General features: G+C 62.3%; 19 protein-coding genes and 1 riboswitch. Of the genes, 13 read left to right on the plus strand and 6 right to left on the minus strand.

Annotation, left to right across the window (positions count from 1 at the left end; translation table 11 throughout):
• Nucleotides 1–154: 154 nt before the first annotated feature.
• From leuC to DFO46_RS17790, 3 genes are all read left to right on the plus strand, one after another.
• Entirely contained in the window at nucleotides 155–1564 is a 1410-nt protein-coding gene (gene leuC / locus DFO46_RS17780; RefSeq protein WP_120278417.1) for a 3-isopropylmalate dehydratase large subunit, read from the plus strand.
• A 196-nt stretch (nucleotides 1565–1760) separates the two neighbouring features.
• Nucleotides 1761–2591, plus strand: coding sequence for a DMT family transporter (locus tag DFO46_RS17785; protein ID WP_110791288.1), 831 nt, complete (start codon nucleotides 1761–1763; stop codon nucleotides 2589–2591).
• Nucleotides 2592–2816: 225 nt separating this feature from the next.
• Nucleotides 2817–3215, plus strand: coding sequence for a VOC family protein (locus DFO46_RS17790; RefSeq protein WP_120278418.1), 399 nt, complete (start codon nucleotides 2817–2819; stop codon nucleotides 3213–3215).
• Between the two features lie 175 nt (nucleotides 3216–3390).
• On the opposite strand, the gene rplS is transcribed toward DFO46_RS17790, so the two are convergent.
• Nucleotides 3391–3924: a 50S ribosomal protein L19 gene (rplS, locus tag DFO46_RS17795; protein WP_110791287.1), complete on the minus strand. Its 534-nt coding sequence runs from the start codon at nucleotides 3922–3924 to the stop codon at nucleotides 3391–3393.
• A 271-nt stretch (nucleotides 3925–4195) separates the two neighbouring features.
• Here rplS and DFO46_RS17800 point away from each other — a divergent pair, with 271 nt between their 5' ends.
• The gene (locus DFO46_RS17800) at nucleotides 4196–4942 is read left to right on the plus strand and encodes a sulfite exporter TauE/SafE family protein (RefSeq protein ID WP_120278419.1); all 747 of its coding nucleotides are present in this window, start codon (nucleotides 4196–4198) and stop codon (nucleotides 4940–4942) included.
• On the opposite strand, the gene trmD is transcribed toward DFO46_RS17800, so the two are convergent.
• The 5 genes from trmD to ffh all read right to left on the minus strand — a co-directional run bounded on the left by trmD (nucleotide 4924) and on the right by ffh (nucleotide 8677).
• Nucleotides 4924–5625: a tRNA (guanosine(37)-N1)-methyltransferase TrmD gene (gene trmD, locus DFO46_RS17805; protein ID WP_120278420.1), complete on the minus strand. Its 702-nt coding sequence runs from the start codon at nucleotides 5623–5625 to the stop codon at nucleotides 4924–4926. The two genes, DFO46_RS17800 and trmD, sit on opposite strands and share 19 nt — an antisense overlap.
• A 6-nt stretch (nucleotides 5626–5631) precedes the next feature.
• Nucleotides 5632–6210 (minus strand): ribosome maturation factor RimM, encoded by a 579-nt coding sequence (rimM, locus tag DFO46_RS17810; protein WP_120278421.1) that lies wholly within the window; start codon nucleotides 6208–6210, stop codon nucleotides 5632–5634.
• Between the two features lie 122 nt (nucleotides 6211–6332).
• Nucleotides 6333–6707, minus strand: a complete 375-nt coding sequence (gene rpsP / locus DFO46_RS17815; protein WP_110791283.1) for a 30S ribosomal protein S16 — start codon at nucleotides 6705–6707, stop codon at nucleotides 6333–6335.
• A gap of 66 nt (nucleotides 6708–6773) precedes the next feature.
• Complete coding sequence (locus DFO46_RS17820) at nucleotides 6774–7094, minus strand: chorismate mutase (RefSeq protein ID WP_120278422.1); 321 nt, start codon at nucleotides 7092–7094, stop codon at nucleotides 6774–6776.
• Between the two features lie 11 nt (nucleotides 7095–7105).
• The gene (gene ffh, locus DFO46_RS17825) at nucleotides 7106–8677 is read right to left on the minus strand and encodes a signal recognition particle protein (RefSeq protein WP_120278423.1); all 1572 of its coding nucleotides are present in this window, start codon (nucleotides 8675–8677) and stop codon (nucleotides 7106–7108) included.
• Nucleotides 8678–8985: 308 nt separating this feature from the next.
• On the opposite strand from ffh, the gene DFO46_RS17830 reads away from it, so the two are divergent.
• From DFO46_RS17830 to ftsY, 9 genes are all read left to right on the plus strand, one after another.
• Nucleotides 8986–10071, plus strand: a complete 1086-nt coding sequence (locus DFO46_RS17830) for an MBL fold metallo-hydrolase (RefSeq protein WP_120278424.1) — start codon at nucleotides 8986–8988, stop codon at nucleotides 10069–10071.
• 47 nt (nucleotides 10072–10118) lie between these two features.
• Nucleotides 10119–10239: riboswitch (TPP riboswitch) on the plus strand.
• Between the two features lie 92 nt (nucleotides 10240–10331).
• A complete protein-coding gene (gene thiC / locus DFO46_RS17835) occupies nucleotides 10332–12170 on the plus strand; it encodes a phosphomethylpyrimidine synthase ThiC (RefSeq protein WP_120278425.1) in 1839 nt (612 codons plus the stop codon).
• Nucleotides 12167–13150 carry a glycine oxidase ThiO gene (gene thiO / locus DFO46_RS17840; protein ID WP_120278426.1) on the plus strand — a complete coding sequence of 328 codons (984 nt, stop codon included), beginning with the start codon at nucleotides 12167–12169 and terminating at the stop codon, nucleotides 13148–13150. The genes thiC and thiO overlap by 4 nt, the downstream gene beginning before the upstream one ends.
• Entirely contained in the window at nucleotides 13147–13344 is a 198-nt protein-coding gene (gene thiS, locus DFO46_RS17845; RefSeq protein WP_120278427.1) for a sulfur carrier protein ThiS, read from the plus strand. Before thiO ends, thiS begins: the two co-directional genes overlap by 4 nt.
• Before the next feature lies 1 nt (nucleotide 13345).
• Nucleotides 13346–14122 carry a thiazole synthase gene (locus DFO46_RS17850; RefSeq protein ID WP_110791276.1) on the plus strand — a complete coding sequence of 259 codons (777 nt, stop codon included), beginning with the start codon at nucleotides 13346–13348 and terminating at the stop codon, nucleotides 14120–14122.
• On the plus strand, nucleotides 14119–14724 hold the full coding sequence (locus DFO46_RS17855) for a thiamine phosphate synthase (RefSeq protein ID WP_120278428.1): 606 nt from the start codon (nucleotides 14119–14121) through the stop codon (nucleotides 14722–14724). The genes DFO46_RS17850 and DFO46_RS17855 overlap by 4 nt, the downstream gene beginning before the upstream one ends.
• Before the next feature lie 87 nt (nucleotides 14725–14811).
• Complete coding sequence (dapF, locus tag DFO46_RS17860; protein ID WP_120278429.1) at nucleotides 14812–15720, plus strand: diaminopimelate epimerase; 909 nt, start codon at nucleotides 14812–14814, stop codon at nucleotides 15718–15720.
• A gap of 29 nt (nucleotides 15721–15749) precedes the next feature.
• Complete coding sequence (gene mtaB / locus DFO46_RS17865; RefSeq protein WP_120278621.1) at nucleotides 15750–17009, plus strand: tRNA (N(6)-L-threonylcarbamoyladenosine(37)-C(2))-methylthiotransferase MtaB; 1260 nt, start codon at nucleotides 15750–15752, stop codon at nucleotides 17007–17009.
• Between the two features lie 19 nt (nucleotides 17010–17028).
• Nucleotides 17029–18402: a signal recognition particle-docking protein FtsY gene (ftsY, locus tag DFO46_RS17870; protein ID WP_120278430.1), complete on the plus strand. Its 1374-nt coding sequence runs from the start codon at nucleotides 17029–17031 to the stop codon at nucleotides 18400–18402.
• The last annotated feature ends 12 nt before the right edge of the window (nucleotides 18403–18414 follow it).

The raw sequence follows: 18414 nt of genomic DNA on the forward strand, positions 1-18414 counted from the left end.
GGATCACAAGCGTCTGCCGGCACGCTTTTTTGCGCGCATTTCCGGCGCACTCGCCAGCCTTCGAGGCTGATTGCGATCCGCCGCTTTCGCGGCATTGACGGCTCCTTCACAAAACCAAGAATTTTCTTTTCCTCAGTCTGGATGGAACGCACCCATGAGCGCACCCCGCACCCTTTACGACAAGATCTGGGACGATCACGTCGTCGATCAGCAGGACGATGGCACCTGTCTTCTCTACATCGACCGTCACCTCGTGCATGAAGTGACGAGCCCGCAGGCTTTCGAAGGCCTGCGCATGACGGGCCGCAAGGTGCGCGCCCCGGAAAAGACGCTGGCAGTTGTCGACCACAACGTTCCGACCTCCCCGGATCGCCACCTCGGAATCAAGAACGAGGAGAGCCGCATCCAGGTCGAGGCGCTCGCCAACAATGCTGCCGAATTCGGCGTTGAGTATTACTCGGCGTCCGACAAGCGTCAGGGCATCGTCCACATCGTCGGCCCGGAACAGGGCTTCACGCTGCCCGGCATGACCATCGTCTGCGGTGATAGCCATACCTCAACGCATGGTGCCTTCGGCGCGCTTGCGCATGGTATCGGCACCTCCGAGGTCGAGCACGTTCTGGCAACCCAGACGCTGATCCAGAAGAAGGCCAAGAACATGCTGGTGCGTGTCGATGGCGTTCTGCCTGACCATGTCACGGCCAAGGACATCATTCTCGCGATCATCGGGGAAATCGGCACCGCCGGCGGTACCGGCCATGTCATCGAGTTTGCCGGCGAAGCCATTCGCGCACTGTCGATGGAAGGTCGCATGACCATCTGCAATATGACGATCGAGGGTGGCGCCCGCGCCGGCCTGATCGCGCCTGACGAAAAGACTTTCGAATACATCAAGGGCAAACCGCGCGCACCGAAGGGCGAGGCGCTTGAGCAGGCGATTGCCTACTGGAAGACCCTGCACACCGACGAAGGCGCGCATTACGATCGCGTCGTCGTGCTTGACGCCGCCAAACTGCCTCCGATCGTCTCCTGGGGTTCTTCACCGGAAGACGTCATCTCGGTTCAGGGCGTGGTGCCCAACCCGGATGAAATCCAGGACGAGAACAAGCGTACCTCCAAGTGGCGTGCACTCGATTATATGGGTTTGACACCTGGAACCAAGATCACCGATATCGCCGTGGATCGCGTCTTCATCGGCTCCTGCACCAATGGCCGTATCGAAGACCTGCGCGAAGTGGCCAAGGTCGTCGAAGGCAAGACCGTTGCCCCGACCGTCTCGGCTATGATCGTACCGGGCTCGGGTCTGGTCAAAGAACAGGCGGAAGCTGAAGGTCTGGACAAGATCTTCAAGGCAGCCGGCTTCGACTGGCGTGAGCCGGGCTGCTCGATGTGCCTTGCGATGAACGACGACCGGCTGAAGCCGGGCGAGCGCTGCGCTTCGACCTCGAACCGCAACTTCGAGGGCCGTCAGGGCTTCAAGGGCCGCACTCATCTGGTCTCGCCTGCCATGGCTGCTGCTGCTGCCGTTGCCGGCCATTTCGTCGATATCCGCGACTGGCAGTAAGCCCACTGGAGCTTGCTATGACTTTGGACCGCCCGCCTCGTTGCGGGCGGTTTCTTTTTTGCGTGAAGCGCTTCTCTGGATTGCAACGATGATGGAAGGCGCTATCGTCGCGCTGTCATAAATTTGTCATGCTGCGCTTCCGGATTTTTCTCATGTCATCACCCACCAGCCTTGTCTCCCGCTGCAGGTCGCGGTCGTGAGTACCGTTGCCGTCTGCCTGGCGCTGATCGCGGCGATCCTGCATGCCAGCTGGAATGCCTTCCTGCGCACTGGTGCCGATCGGCTTTGGTCAATCACCATCATGAGCCTTGCCGGCAGCATCATCACGCTGCCCTTTCTCTTGATGTTGCCGTTGCCGGCTGCCCCGGCTTGGCCCTACATTCTGCTCTCGGCCTGCCTCCAGGTCGGCTACAGCCTTTTCCTGGTGGCTGCGTACCGCCACGGAGAACTTGGCCAGGTCTATCCGATCGTGCGCGGCACGGTGCCGCTCCTGGTCACGCTGGGAGGCTTCCTGTTCTTCGGTGAAATCCTCGGACCGTTCCAGACGCTCGGCGTCGTGCTGATCGCTGCCGGCATCATGAGCCTTTCGCTCGGCAAGACGCGGGCCGCGACCTCGTCGATCCTGTTCGCGCTGACCACCGGTCTGATCATCGCCTGTTATTCGACGGTGGATTCGCGTGGCGTGAAGCTGGTTGAGCAGCCGATCTCCTATGCGCTCTGGGTCCTCTTCCTCTTCGGGGTCATGATCACGCTCGCCTATATCGTCACGCGGCGGGGCTTGCGCATCGATCTGCAGGCATCGGCCACCTGGAAGGCTGCCGGTGGCGGTGTCGTGGCGATGCTGGCCTATGGCCTAGTTGTCGTCGCCTACGCCCATGCACCGGCAGGATTGGTGACGGCAGTGCGCGAGACCAGTGTGGTTTTCGCCGTCCTGATCGGCGCTTTGGTGCTGGGCGAGCCACTGACGGTGCGGCGGCTGCTGGCCTGCCTGATTGTCGCCGGTGGTGCGATCAGCGTCAGCCTGTAACGCTTGAGGCTCAAGCTTGGGGCTTGAGTAGCGACGGAACAGAAAACCTACATAAGGGATGCAGGTTTTGTAGAAACATAACGGCAAGGAGTTTGGCGGCTATAGGTTTCTGCACGGGTATCTATAAGTATCGGTGGCGTATCCGGGTTGTTGCCGATCAGCTCCGTGCAGTCACATCAACCGGGGGTTTGATGCAAAGGCTAGCACCCCGAAATCGGAGGACGAATGCTACATCATGCTTCATTAGGTGTTTCCGATATCGAGCGCGCCGCTGCATTTTACGACGCGGCTCTTGGCTCTCTTGGATATGTGCGGGTTTGGGAAGATCTGCGGCCGGGAGAAGCCGACCAGGCGGTCGGCTATGGGTCCGAGGGCGGCGGCGATAAGCTTGCCATCAAGTTTAGGCCAGAGGGGCAGCGTCCGCCGGGCCCAGGCTTTCATCTTGCTTTCGCAGCGCCAGACAGGAAGTCAGTCGTCGCTTTTCATAAAGCAGCGCTTAAGCACGGAGGTAGAGACAACGGTGGTCCAGGACTGCGAGCCCACTACGGACCAAACTATTACGCCGCCTTCGTGGTCGACCCAGACGGACATCACATCGAGGCCGTGTTCAACTCGGCACCTTGACCCACGGATGAGAGCAACGATTCAGCGAAGCGTATCTAGGTTTTCTGCTCCGTTGCTACTCAAACTCCAGCTTCAGCAGCCAAAATCACCATCCGACGTCCAGACATGCAAAAGGCCCGGACGAGCCGGGCCTTCGCAAAGACTATTATGCAGGACGAAAGTCCGACTGGTCGGCTTATTCAGCCGATGTTTCTGCTGCTGCTGCTTCAGCGGCAGCGGCCTTTTCAGCGGCTTCTGCTGCTGCCTTTTCGGCGGCCAAAGCCTGTGCTGCTGCGACCTTTTCAGCTTCCAGACGTGCCTTTTCTTCGGCAACGGCGGCGCGCTCGGCGTCGTTCAGCTTGCGGGCGCGGGTGCCGGTGTTCTCGACGATACGAGCCGACTTGCCGCGACGATCGCGCAGGTAGTAGAGCTTGGCGCGACGGACCTTACCGCGGCGAACGATTTCGACGCCTTCGACCAGCGGCGAGTAGACCGGGAATACGCGCTCGACGCCTTCGCCGTAGGAGATCTTGCGAACCGTGAAGCTCTCGTTGATGCCGGCGCCCGAACGAGCGATGCAAACGCCTTCATAGGCCTGCACGCGGGTACGGTTGCCTTCCTTGACGGTGACGTTGACGCGCAGCGTGTCGCCCGGGGAGAATTCCGGAAGCTTGCGCTTGGCTTCGATCTTGGCGGCCTGTTCGGCTTCCAGCTGCTGAATGATGTTCATGTCTAACCTCAATTTCTTCTGAAACAGCCAGAGCGCTCAACGATCATCCCTTGGGTCTAGCCTCAGGATCTTGCCTCGAAAGGCGGGAGCGGATACGCGGTTCTTTGTTTTGGCAGACGGGCTTTTGCCCATGTCCGAGGGCGCCATTACACCATGACGGCCTGCTTGTCACCCCTGGTGATGTAAATTCTCCTGATCCGCAGGGTGTTGCGCCTTGCTGGGCAAGGGTTCTGTCCCTAAGACTTGCCCTCCTGTTGGAGACAAAGCCTGCATGTCCATAACCATGATCGTCATCCTGTTCGTCGCAGGCTTCCTCTCCGGCGGCGTCAATGCGATCGCCGGCGGCGGTACGTTTCTGACCTTCGGCGCCCTCACGCTTGCCGGGCTGCCGCCAATTGCCGCGAACGCAACCTCTTCGGTGATCCAGTTTCCCGGCTATATCACCTCGACACTTGCCTATCGACGCGAGTTCAAGGGGCTTTGGCGTGGGGCTGTCCTGCTTGCGATCGTCTCGGCCATCGGCGCGGTCTGCGGCTCCCTGTTCCTGATCTCGCTGTCCAATCCGGCCTTTCGGTCAATGGTACCCTGGCTTCTCCTCGGCGCCACGGCGGTCTTTGCCGCCGGGCCGAAGCTTAGACCGAAGACGCAGGGCGAGGGGCACGCCGCAAGTCCTCTAGGACTGGGTCTTCAGGGTATCACGTCGTTCTATGGCGGGTTCTTCGGTGCCGGGATGGGCATCATGATGCTGGCCTCGCTCGGCCTTGCGAGCGGCGGCGACTATCATCGGCTGAATGCGCTCAAGAATTTCTTGTCGATCGTGATTGCGGCTGTCGCCATCATCATCTTTGCCAGTGCCGGGGCGCTGTCGTGGCTGCATGCACTGGTCATGATCCCGACCGCCGCGGCCGGTGGCTATGCCGGTGTTGCGGTGGCAAAGAAAGTGCCGCAGGACGTGCTTCGCTGGATGGTGGTTGCGGCGGGCCTGGGACTTGCCGTCTATTACTTCGTTACCGGCTGAGCGGACACGTTCGCCAAGAGATCCGGTCGGCGCTCGCGGGTGAGTTTCACGGCCTGATCGTGCCGCCATTTTTCAATTGCGGCGTGATTGCCTGATGTCAGAACCTCAGGGATCTCGCGGCCTTCGAAGACCTGGGGTCTCGTGTAATGCGGATGCTCCAAGAGCCCGCCTTCGAAGCTTTCATGCACACCAGACAGCTGGTTCCCCATGACGCCCGGCAGGATGCGAACCACTGAATCCAGCAGCGTCAGGGCGGCAGGCTCGCCGCCGGACAGAATGTAGTCGCCGATCGAGACTTCTTCGAGCTGGCGGGCCTCGATAACGCGCTGGTCGACCCCTTCGAACCGGCCGCATACGATCAGGACACCGTCACCAGCTGCAATCTCGCGAACACGCTCCTGCGTCAGAGGGCGGCCGCGCGGGCTCATCAGCAGGCGGGGTCTTCCATCGTCGGCTATGGAATCGATCGCGCGCGCCAGGACGTCCGGCTTCAACACCATGCCGGCGCCACCGCCGGAGGGCGTGTCGTCGACGCTGCGATGTTTGTCCTCGGCAAAGTCACGGATCTGGACTGCCTCAATGGACCAGTCGCCACGCTCCAGCGCGCGGCCTGCCAGAGCGTGGCCGAGGTGCCCCGGAAACATGTCCGGATAGAGCGTCAGGATCGAAGCTTTGAAGCCCATCTGAAATCAGCGACCGCCATTGGGGCGGGGCTTGCCACCGCCAGCACCATAGGGTTTTTCTTCGCCGTCGTCCTTCAAGCCCGCAGCGATCGGATCGACCAGCAGGCGTCCGCCTTCAAGGTCGATTTCCAGCACGGCTGCTTCGGAAAAGGGAATGAGAACGGGACGCTTGCCCGGGCCCTTCAGTTCAAGAAGGTCGCCGGCTCCGAAGTCGTAAACGGCCGTGACGGCGCCGTAGTGATTGTTCTCCGCATCGTAGACTTCGAGCCCTTCGAGGTCGGCGTAATAGAACTCGTCGTCGTCGAGATCCTCGTCGGGCAGGGCGTCCCGATTGACGAACAGTTCCGTGCCGTTCAGGGCTTCGGCGGCATTGCGGTCATTGACGCCACGGAAGCGAACGATCGCCACAGTTTTGCCGTCGCGGATCTCCAGGATCTCGAACTTCCGGCCATCCGCGCTGTAGAGTACGCCGTAATCGGCGAGCCCGAGCTGATCCTCGGTGAAGGTTTTCACCCGAACGTCGCCACGCAACCCCTGGGCGGCGCCAATGACGGCCATCAATATCGGATTTTCCAGCGTGCTCATGGGGATATGCAGTCCTGAAACAAGTTCTCGTCGTTCACTCTTTTAGGCGGAACGAGGGGGAAAGAAAACGCAAAAACGGGCGGTGGGAGACCCACCGCCCGCCTGAAACGATCTAAGATCGCTTATTCTGCAGCGGCTTCGGCAGCAGCGGCAGCGGCGTCAGCAATCTTCTGAGCCTTTTCAGCGGCGCGTTCCTGAGCCTTCTTGCCCGGCTTTGCCTTGTCCGGGTTGCTGCGAACTGCGCGCTCGGCCAGACCGGCTTCAGCGAGGAAGCGCAGGACGCGGTCGGTCGGCTGGGCGCCCTTGGCGATCCATTCCTTGATCAGGTCGGCGTTCAGTTCAACGCGCTTTTCGTTGTCCTTGCCGAGCATCGGGTTCCAGGAACCAACCTTCTCGAGAAAACGGCCGTCGCGCGGCGAGCGGGCGTCGGCAACAACGATCTGGTAGTAAGGGCGCTTCTTGGAACCACCGCGGGCGAGACGAATCTTGAGGGACATGCACTTAACTCCTTGGTTTGTCATAAGGGCCGCCGAAGCATGCCCGTTTTCTTGTTGAGGCCGCCGTCAGGCGGTCTTTTCGGTGACACCGCCATGTTCGGCGGCAATGGCTTCATGATGCCGGATGACTTCGGTGATGATGAAGTTCAGGAACTTCTCGGCGAAATCCGGATCCAGATGCGCGTCCTGGGCCAGGCGGCGCAGGCGAGCGATCTGGTATTCTTCGCGCGCCGGATCGGCCGGCGGCAATTCGTGGGTGGCCTTCAGCACACCGACGGCCTTGGTGCAGCGGAAGCGTTCCGCCAGCATGTGGACCAGCGCCGCGTCGATGTTGTCGATCGACTGGCGATAGCCGGAAAGCTGCTCCTTGACGGACGGATCGATCATCAGGGCTCTCCTTACTTCTTCTTCGGCAGGCCGGGAAGGCCCGGGAAACCGCCACCACCGAGGCCTGGAAGTTTCGGCGCGCCCAGGCCGGGCAAGCCACCGCCGCCGAGACCGGGCAAACCGCCCGGCTTGAGGCCGGCGGCTTCCGCCTGCTTGGCCAGCGCTTCGAGCTGCTTCGGGTCCATCTTCGACAGATCCGGCATGCCCATGCCGCCACCCATACCACCGAGACCCATCTTCGAAGCGAGACCGCCCATCATCTGCTTCATCATGCCGCCGCCCTTCTTGCCGCCCATGGCCTTCATCATGTCGGCCATCTGGCGGTGCATCTTGAGCAGCTTGTTGATGTCGGAGGCGTCGGTGCCGGAACCGCTTGCGATCCGTTTCTTGCGGGAATGCTTGAGGATGTCTGGATTGGCGCGCTCGGCCTTGGTCATCGAAGAGATGATCGCGAGCTGGCGCTTGAAGACCTTGTCGTCGAGGCCAGCGGCCGAAATCTTGTCCTTCATGCCGGCCATGCCCGGCATCATGCCCATGATCCCGCCCATGCCGCCCATGGCCTGCATCTGCTTGATCTGCTCGGCGAGGTCGTTGAGGTCGAACTTGCCCTTGGCCATCTTCTCGGCCATGGCGCGGGCTTTTTCGGCATCGATATTTTCGGCGGCCTTTTCGACCAGCGAGACGATATCGCCCATGCCGAGGATACGGTCGGCGATACGGCGGGGATGGAACTCGTCGAGTTCCGTCATCTTTTCGCCGACGCCGATCAGCTTGATCGGCTTGCCGGTGACGGCACGCATCGACAGGGCTGCACCGCCGCGGCCATCGCCGTCCATGCGGGTCAGCACGAGACCGGTGATGCCGACGCGTTCGTCGAAGTTGCGCGCGAGATTGACGGCGTCCTGGCCGGTCAACGAGTCGGCAACGAGCAGGATTTCATGTGGCTTGGAGCGGGCCTTGATCTCGGCCATCTCGATCATCAGCGGCTCGTCGATATGCGTACGGCCGGCGGTATCGAGAATGACGATGTCATGACCGCCGAGCTTCGCGGCCTGAACGGCGCGGCTGGCGATATCGGTCGGAGACTGGCCGGCAATAACAGGCAGCGTGTCGACGCCGGTCTGCACGCCAAGCTGGCGAAGCTGTTCCTGGGCGGCCGGACGACGCGTGTCGAGCGAGGCCATCAGGACCTTCTTCTTCTCGCGATCCGTCAGGCGCTTGGCGATCTTGCCGGTGGTGGTCGTCTTACCCGAACCCTGCAGGCCGACCATCATGATGACGACGGGGGCTGCGGCATTGAGGTCGATGGAGACACCTTCCGTGCCGAGCATCTCGACCAGTTCGTCATGGACGATCTTGACGACCATCTGCCCGGGCTTGATCGATTTGAGAACCGCCGCACCGACAGCCTTTTCGCGGACCTTTTCGGTGAAGGCGCGGACCACTTCGAGAGCGACGTCAGCTTCGAGAAGGGCACGACGGACCTCGCGCAGAGCGGCCGAGACATCCGCCTCGGACAGTGCGCCACGGCCGGTCAGTCCATTCAGAATGGATCCAAGTCGGTCCTGGAGGTTCTCAAACATCGGCTCTTCCTTGCATGGTCAGGGGAAACCCAAACCTCGGTCTTCTCCACGCGGAAAACAAGACGCAAAGCCAAAAAGCACCCGAGGGCGCATCGCGCTGTCGGGTGTTGACCTCCGGGATCTCTTTACACCTTTTCGGGTCCCGGTCGGCGGCTCGGAGTACTCGTCTCTTCGCAGATTGCGGCGGATAAACAGGAAAACAGTCTGGAAGTCAAGCGAACTCCCGATTTTGCGGCATTCCGAGCCCGTTTGGCGATCTGCAACAGGCCTATTGTCGTAGAATTGACGAAACCACATATGTGTAAGCCATGAACAGACGCAGCTTTCTCAAATGGTCGGGCTTCGGGCTCGTTGCCGCAACGCTGGGAGGTCTCGGCATGCGCGAAGCGCAGGCGGGCAATCGCTACTATTCTGGTCCCCTCTCGGATCATTTCGACGGCAAGGTGTTCTTCAACCCGGGTGGGGAAGAGCCCCGCGGTTTCACCGATCTGCTCCGCTGGCAATTCGGTGGGGGCAAGATCGACTGGCCCAAGGCGGTGGCGACAGCGAATTTCGTCACGACCAAGCCGGAACCGCGCGTCGAAGGGAGCCGGCTTGTTGTCACCATGGTCGGCCATGCGACCCTGCTCATCCAGACGGCGGGCCTCAACATCCTGACCGATCCGGTCTGGTCGGAACGCGCAAGCCCGGTCTCCTTTGCCGGGCCGAAACGCAACAATCCACCCGGCGTTGCCTTCGACGATTTGCCGAAGATCGACATCGTGATCGTGACGCACAATCACTACGACCATCTCGACATCGCGACCCTGAAACGTCTGATCGAGCGGGGCAGCCCGCGCCTCGTCACGCCCCTCGGCAACGACACGATCATCCGCAGCGATGTGCCTCAGATGGAGGCAAGCGTTATGGATTGGGGTGACCGGATCGAGATTGGCAATGACGTCATTATCCATTGCGAGCCCTGTCACCACTGGTCGGCGCGCGGCATGGGCGACCGGCGGATGGCGCTCTGGGCGGCCTTCGTCCTGGAAACACCAAGCGGCAAGATCTACCATATCGGCGATACCGGTTTTGCGGACGGAATCCACTATCGCGAGATTCGCGAGAAGCATGGCGACATCAGGCTCGCCATCATGCCGATCGGTGCCTACGAGCCGCGCTGGTTCATGAAGGCGCAGCACCAGAACCCGGAGGAAGCGATCGCAGGCTTCGGCTTGAGCGGTGCGGCTTTCGGCATCGGTCACCACTTCGGCACCTTCCAGCTGACCAATGAAGGCATTTATGATCCGCCGAATGCGCTTGTAGCGGCTATGTCCTCGGCAGGCGTCGGAACCGAGCGCTTTAAGGGCTTGATACCCGGCCAACAGTTCGAGGTTCCGCGTGCGGTTGCCTGAGCGTCACGTTCCGCGTTGACAGCGACCACGCTTTTGACCACACTTCACGCATTCACCAGGGGTGTCCCGACAAGGGGCTGAGATATCGCTACGCCACAATGGCAGCGCGGTGACCCGTTGAACCTGATCCAGTTCATACTGGCGTAGGGACGGTGCAAGCGCTGCAAAAACGACGATTCGAACACCCGAATCCCGTGGCGTCTTTCCATCATTCCGGCTGACATGACTGGGTCTCCAACCTGAACACTTGGAGCTCCACGATGAACATTGCCCCTGACTTCAACAGGCCCGTCGTCACCACCGGGCCGCTTCCCGCCTCGACCAAGATCTTCTTAGCAGGAGACATCCATCCGGACATTCGCGTCCCCCTGCGCCAGATAGCCCTGCACCCGACCTCCGGCGAAGCGCCTGTGAATGTCTATGACTCCTCCGGCCCCTATACCGACCCGCAGGCGACCATCGCCATCGACCAGGGGCTTGCCCGCCATCGAACGGCCTGGGTCGAAGCGCGTGGCGATGTCGAGACCTATGACGGACGCGATGTAAAGCCTGAGGACAACGGCTTCGTCTCGCTGGAAAAGATGACGCCGGTGTTTCCCGTGAATCATCGCCCGCTTCGCGCCACGGGCGGCAAGGCCGTGACGCAGCTTTCCTATGCCCGTGCCGGCATCATCACGCCGGAAATGGAATATGTGGCCATTCGTGAAAACCTTGGCCGGAAGGCTGTAAGGCAAGCGCTCCTCCGCGACGGCGAAAGTTTTGGCGCCGCGATCCCCGATTATGTGACGCCCGAATTCGTCCGGCAGGAGATCGCGCTGGGACGGGCGATCATCCCGGCCAACATCAACCATCCGGAACTCGAGCCGATGATCATCGGCCGGAATTTCCTAGTGAAGATCAACGCCAATATCGGCAACTCGGCCGTCACGTCCTCCATGGCCGAAGAGGTCGAGAAGATGGTCTGGGCGATCCGCTGGGGTGCCGATACGGTCATGGATCTCTCGACAGGCCGCAACATTCACAACATCCGCGACTGGATCATTCGCAATTCGCCGGTTCCGATCGGCACCGTGCCGCTCTACCAAGCGCTGGAAAAGGTCGGCGGCATTGCAGAGGACCTGACCTGGGAGGTCTATCGCGACACGCTGATCGAACAGGCCGAGCAGGGCGTCGACTATTTCACCATCCATGCCGGCGTTCGACTGCATTACATCCCGCTGACCGTCAACCGCGTCACCGGCATCGTCTCGCGCGGCGGTTCGATCATGGCCAAGTGGTGTCTGCACCATCACAAGGAGAGCTTCCTCTACGAGCATTTCGAGGAGATCTGCGACATCTGCCGCGCCTACGATGTCTCCTTCTCGCTGGGCGATGGCTTGCGCCCCGGCTCGATTGCCGATGCCAATGATGCCGCCCAGTTTGCCGAACTGGAGACGCTGGGCGAGCTGACCAAGATTGCCTGGGAGAAGGATTGCCAGGTGATGATCGAGGGTCCCGGTCATGTCCCCATGCACAAGATCAAGGAGAACATGGACAAGCAGCTGAAGACCTGCGGCGAGGCCCCCTTCTATACGCTGGGACCGCTGACGACGGATATCGCACCCGGCTACGACCACATCACCTCCGGCATCGGTGCCGCGATGATCGGCTGGTTCGGCACGGCGATGCTTTGCTATGTCACGCCGAAGGAGCATTTAGGTCTGCCCGACCGCGACGACGTCAAGATGGGTGTCATCACCTACAAGATCGCGGCGCACGCCGCCGACCTCGCCAAGGGTCATCCGGCAGCCCAGTTGCGCGACGATGCGCTGTCCCGCGCCCGCTTCGAATTCCGCTGGGAAGACCAGTTCAACCTGTCGCTCGACCCGGAAACGGCGCGCTCCATGCATGACGAGACACTGCCGAAGGAGGCGCACAAGGTCGCGCATTTCTGCTCGATGTGCGGGCCGAAATTCTGCTCGATGCGCATCTCTCATGACATCCGCGCCGAGGCCCAGAAGGAGGGCCTGACCGCCATGGCGGAGAAATACCGCGCTGGCGGCGATCTCTACATGACAGCGGACGAGATCGAAGCACTCGAAACGGGGGAGCGGTCATGACCGTTCTCGTAAAAGGCGCCGGTGTTGCAGGGCTGGCGACGGCGCTGGAACTGGCGCGCAGGGGTGTCTCCGTCGAGGTCGTGGAGCGCCGGCCCGATATCGGGCTTGGCGCCTCCCATTGGGCGGGCGGCATGCTCGCTCCCTATTGCGAGCGGGAGGCGGCGGAAGAGATCGTGCTGACATCAGGTCTTGCCGCCGCCGACTGGTGGGACGAGGCCGTGCCGGGTCTCGTCCAGCGCCGAGGCACGCTCGTGCTGGCCAATCCCCGCGATCTTGCCGACCTCAAGCGCTTTGCGACGCGCACGCGCGGCCATCGCTGGCTAGGCGAGGAAGAGATCGCAGAGCTGGAGCCTGATCTTGCGGGGCGCTTCGGCACCGGCCTCTTCTTTTCAGAGGAGGCCCATCTCGATCCCCGCCAGGCCTTGCGGGGTCTTTATCAGGCGGCGCGGAAGCTCGGTGTCTCCTTCCGCTTCGGGGAGGAGGCAGGTGATGCGGGAGACTATGCGAGGGTCGTCGATTGCCGGGGGCCACAGGCGATCGGTGAGATCGAAGGCCTGCGCGGGGTGCGCGGCGAGATGCTATATCTCGAAACAGGTGACGTCACCCTCTCCCGTCCCGTGCGCCTTCTGCATCCCCGCCACCCGCTCTATATCGTGCCGCGCGGCAACGGGCTGTTCATGCTGGGCGCGACCATGATCGAGACTGAGGATGACGGGCCGATCACGGCGCGTTCGATGATGGAACTGCTCAACACAGCCTATGCCCTGCACCCGGCCTTTGCCGAGGCGCGCATCGTGGAAACCGGCACCGGTATCCGCCCGGCTTTCCCGGAGAATGTGCCCCGCCTTATCGAAACCTCCGAAGGCCTGGCAGTCGCCGGCATGCACCGCCACGGCTTTCTCCTGGCTCCAGCACTGGCGCGTGAGGCGGCAGAGAGGCTGACGACCTCAAACGCATCTGAGAGAAGGAGGAGCGCATGAAGCTCACCGTCAACGGAGAAGCCCTGGAGCTCGATGCCGGCAATCTCGCCGATCTGCTCGCCAAGCTCGACTATGAGGGCGACTGGCTGGCCACCGCCGTCAATGGCGACCTGGTGCACCGCGAGGAGCGCGCCGCCCATCCCTTGAAGGAGGGCGACCGGATCGAGATCCTTTCGCCCATGCAGGGAGGCTGAGATGGCCCTGGAACTCTATGGCAAGACCGTCTCCTCACGCCTCTTGCTCGGCACCGCGCGCTACCCCTCGCCCGCAATCCTGGCGGAGGCCGTGCGGCGCTCGAAGACCGAGATCGTCACCGTCTCGCTGCGCCGAGAAACCGCGGGCGGCAAGGCGGGCGGCGCCTTCTTCCAGCTGATCCGCGATCTCGGCGTTCACGTCCTGCCCAACACCGCCGGCTGCCACAGCGCCCGCGAGGCGGTGCTGACGGCAAAGATGGCACGCGAGGTCTTTGGCACCACCTGGATCAAGCTCGAGGTGATCGGCCATCACGACACGCTGCAGCCCGACGTTTTCGAACTGGTGGAAGCGGCAAAGATCCTTGTGACCGAAGGCTTCGAGGTCTTCCCCTATACCACAGACGATCTGGTGGTCGGGGAAAAGCTGCTTGCCGCCGGATGCCGCGTGCTGATGCCCTGGTGCGCCCCGATCGGCAGCGCAATGGGGCCGCAGAATCTGCCGGGGCTCAGATCCATGCGGGCGGAATTCCCCGACGTGCCGCTGATTGTCGATGCGGGCATCGGTCGCCCGTCCCATGCGACTGAAGTGATGGAACTCGGCTATGACGCCGTGCTGCTCAACACCGCCGTCGCCAGCGCGGGTGATCCGGCTGATATGGCCGAGGCCTTTGCCAAGGCGATCGAGGCAGGACAGATCGCCCATCAAGCCGGCATGCTGGAGCCGCGCGACATGGCCGTGCCATCCACCCCCGTCATCGGAAAGGGGGTCTTCGCATGAAGCTCGATCCCTTTTACCTCATCGTCGACAATGCCGACTGGATTGAGCGGCTTGTGCCGCTGGGGGTCAAGCTGGTGCAGCTGCGGATGAAGGATACCGAGGAGAGCGTGCTTCGCCAGCACATCCGCCGCGCCCGGCAATGCTGTGCCGACCACGGCTGCCAGCTCATCGTCAACGACTTCTGGCAGATCGCCATCGACGAGGCCTGCGACTTCGTGCATTTGGGACAGGAGGATCTGGCGACGGCGGATCTCGCAGCCATCCGCAGCGCGGGCCTGAAGCTCGGTCTCTCGACCCATGACGAGGTGGAACTCGAAACCGCACTGGCCGCCAAGCCTGATTACATTGCCCTCGGCCCCGTCTATCCGACGATGCTGAAAAAAATGCCCTGGGCGCCGCAGGGTTTGGAACGGCTGACAGCGTGGAAGGAAAAGATCGCTCCTCTGCCCCTGGTCGCCATTGGCGGGCTTCGGCCCAACCGGCTTCCCGGTGTCTTTGCAGCAGGTGCTGACAGCGCCGCGGTGGTCACCGACATCACGCTCAATGCCGATCCTGAGGCGCGAACCCGGGAATGGCTTGAAGTGACCGAACCATGGCGTTGACCATGCATGCGCGGTTTTGGTCGCTCCACTGGTAATTCGGCTGCATTTCCGCCATATAGGCTGAAAATGCAGCTTTGTGGAGTGAAGATGTCGGATCGGGTCGAATTCGCGAGGATGAACGGGCTTGGCAACAAGATCCTGGTCGTCGACATGCGCGGTCGCACCGACCGGGTGACGCCGGCTGCGGCAATTGCGCTCGCTGCCGACCCGGCGACCGCCTTCGACCAGATCATGGCGATCCATGATCCCAGGGTCGACGGCACCGACGCCTATATCGACATCCTGAATTGCGACGGCTCGAAGGCCCAGGCCTGCGGCAACGGAACGCGCTGCGTGGTGCAGGCGCTTGCCGCCGAAACCGGCCGCAAGAGCTTCACCTTCCAGGCGATCGCCGGCATCCTGAACGCGGTCGAGCATCAGGACGGGACGATCTCCGTTGACATGGGCAAGCCGGTCTTTGCCTGGGACAAGATCCCGTTGTCTGAAGAATTCTACGACACCAGCCGCATCGAGCTGCAGATCGGTCCGATCGACGCGCCGATCCTGCATTCGCCCTCGGCCATGTCGATGGGCAATCCGCATGCCGTCTTCTGGGTCGATCGCGATCCGATGACCTATGACCTTGAACGCTTCGGTCCGCTCCTGGAAAACCATCCGATCTTCCCGGAAAAGGCCAATATCACGCTGGCCCAAGTCACCTCGAAGACATCAATGGTGACGCGCACCTGGGAACGCGGCGCTGGCCTGACGCTCGCCTGCGGCTCCGCTGCCTGCGCCGCAGGCGTATCCGCCGCGCGTACCGGCCGCACCGAGCGCAAGTTGACGATCACGGTGGCGTCGAGCCCCAATCGCGGCACGCTGACCATCGACTGGCGTGCCGACGACAAGGTCGTCATGACCGGTCCCGCGGAATGGGAGTGGTCCGGCACGGTTGATCCGGTGACCGGAAGCTGGCAGCGCGATGTGAGCGCCGATGCAGAGGCCGCCACCCTGTGACCTCCGCGCGACAAGGCGCCGTCGAGGTCATGACCTTCGGCTGTCGCCTGAACACCTATGAATCCGAGGTGATGAAGGCGGAAGCCGCCAAGGCCGGCCTCGATAACGCGATCCTCGTCAACACCTGTGCGGTCACCTCGGAGGCCGTGCGTCAGGCCCGCCAGGCAATCCGCCGGGCGCGGCGGGAGAACCCGGAAGCGCGCATCATCGTCACCGGTTGCGCTGCCCAGACCGAAGCGCAGAATTTCGCCGCCATGCCCGAGGTTGACGCCGTGCTTGGCAACGAGGAAAAGCTCAAGGCCGAACACTATCGCCGCCTGCCGGATTTCGGCGTTTCGGCTGAAGAGAAACTCGCCGTCAACGACATCATGAGCGTGACCGAGACGGCACCGCAGATGGTGGCGCATATCGACGGTCATGTGCGCGGCTTCCTCCAGGTGCAGAACGGCTGCGATCATCGCTGCACCTTCTGCATCATCCCCTATGGACGCGGCAATTCGCGCTCCGTGCCGATGGGCGCCGTCGTGGAGCAGGCGCGCAAGCTCGTCGAGAACGGTTATCGCGAAGTGGTGCTGACCGGAGTGGACGCCACGAGCTATGGCGCCGATCTCCCAGGCACGCCGACGCTTGGCCTTCTCGCCAAGACGCTTTTGAAGCAGGTGCCGGAGATCGTGCGGCTTCGCCTCTCCTCGATCGACAGCATCGAGGCGGACAGTCATCTCTTCGACCTGATCGCTGACGAGCCGCGTTTCATGCCGCATCTGCACCTGTCGCTGCAACACGGCGACGACATGATTCTGAAGCGCATGAAGCGAAGGCATTCGCGTTCTGATGCGATTGCCTTTGCCGAACAGGTCCGGCGCCTGCGCCCCGGCTTTGCCTTCGGCGCCGATATGATCGCCGGTTTCCCGACGGAGACCGAGGAGATGGCGGCAAACTCGGCGCGCCTCGCCGAGGAAATCGGCATCGCGCACCTGCATGTATTCCCTTACAGCCCGCGTCCAGGGACCCCGGCGGCTCGCATGCCGCAGCTTGACCGGGCGCTCGTCAAGGCGCGTGCCGCTGAGCTTCGGGCCGTGGCCGAAAGATTGCAGGCTGTGCATCTGGCTTCGCATGTCGGCACCTGCCAGAAGCTGCTGGTCGAGCGCAACGAAATGGCGCATACGGAAGACTTCACCCTCGTCGCAGCGCCCGGCATGAAAGCCGGCAGCCTCGTCGAGGTCTCGATCGGCGGCCATACAGGCCGCCATCTGACGATTGCAGCGGCAGCGGCAAGCGCTGCTGCCTGACACACGGAATAGAGTGACCATGGCCCTCGGCTTCATCAAGAAAGTCTTCACCTTCGGCAAGGAGAAGCCCGCAGAAGCGCCCGTTGCGCCGACGGAGCTGACAGCCGAGGAAATGGCTGCGATTTCGGCCGAAAGCGAGCCTAGGGATCGCGACGAAGATTTGCCCGTGGCCGAAGATCCGGTTCTCGCCGAGGAAATGGATACGGCCGGCGGACCGTCCGACGATCTGTCGCCCGAAGATCTCTCCATGGTGCCGCTCGAGCTGCTTGAGGCGGAAGCTGAGGAAGAGGTTGAAGACGCTTCGGTTCAGGAACTCCCAGCGAGCGAATCGGCACAAGAGGAGGAGCAAGAGGTCCTCGCCGAGTCCGCGACCGAACCCGTCGTCCCCGTATTGCCCAAGGGGTTCGCGGCGGCTGAGGCGAGAGCTCCGGAGCCCGAGTCTCCTGCCCCGGCCGAAAAGCTGAGCTGGTTCCAGCGGCTGAAGGCGGGCCTCTTCCGCACCTCCTCGCAGCTAACGAGCCAGATCACCGCCCTCTTCACCAAGCGCAAGCTGGACGACGAGACGCTGGAGGAGCTGGAAGACCTGCTGATCCAGGCAGACCTCGGCGTCGAAACGGCCCTGCGCGTCACCGACACGCTGGCCTCCGAACGCTACGGCAAGGATGTGACCGGCGAGGACGTCACCAGGATCATGGCGACAGAGATCGTCAAGGTGCTGAAGCCGGTTGCCAAGCCGCTGGCCCTTGATCTCAGCCACAAGCCGCATGTGATCCTCGTCGTCGGCGTCAACGGCACCGGCAAGACGACGACCATCGGCAAGCTCGCCGCAAAGCTCTCTGGCTCGGGGCTGAAGGTGATGCTGGCTGCCGGCGATACCTTCCGCGCAGCCGCCATTGAGCAGCTGAAGATTTGGGCGGACCGCACCGGCTCGACCTTCCTCGGCACCAAACTCGGCGCCGATGCTGCAGGTCTGGCGTATGAAGCCTTCGAAAAAGCCAAGGCTGACAAGGCCGATGTCCTGATCATCGACACCGCCGGCCGGTTGCAGAACAAGGCGGAACTGATGGCGGAACTGGAAAAGATCGTCCGCGTTCTTGGCAAGCTCGATCCGGATGCGCCGCACACCGTGCTGCAGACGCTCGACGCGACGACAGGCCAGAATGCCCTCCAGCAGGTCGAGATCTTCCGCAATGTGGCGGGCGTCAACGGCCTGATCATGACCAAACTCGACGGCACGGCCCGTGGCGGCATCCTTGTTGCCATCGCCGCCAAGCACAAGCTGCCCGTCTATTTCATCGGCGTCGGCGAAGGCATCGACGACCTCGAACCCTTCGAGGCCGAAGACTTCGCCAGCGCCATTGCCGGCATCGCGCGCCGAGCGCCGGAAATTTGAGGGAACGACATC

This window comes from Rhizobium sp. AG855, assembly GCF_003610655.1.
GTDB lineage: Bacteria > Pseudomonadota > Alphaproteobacteria > Rhizobiales > Rhizobiaceae > Allorhizobium > Allorhizobium wuzhouense.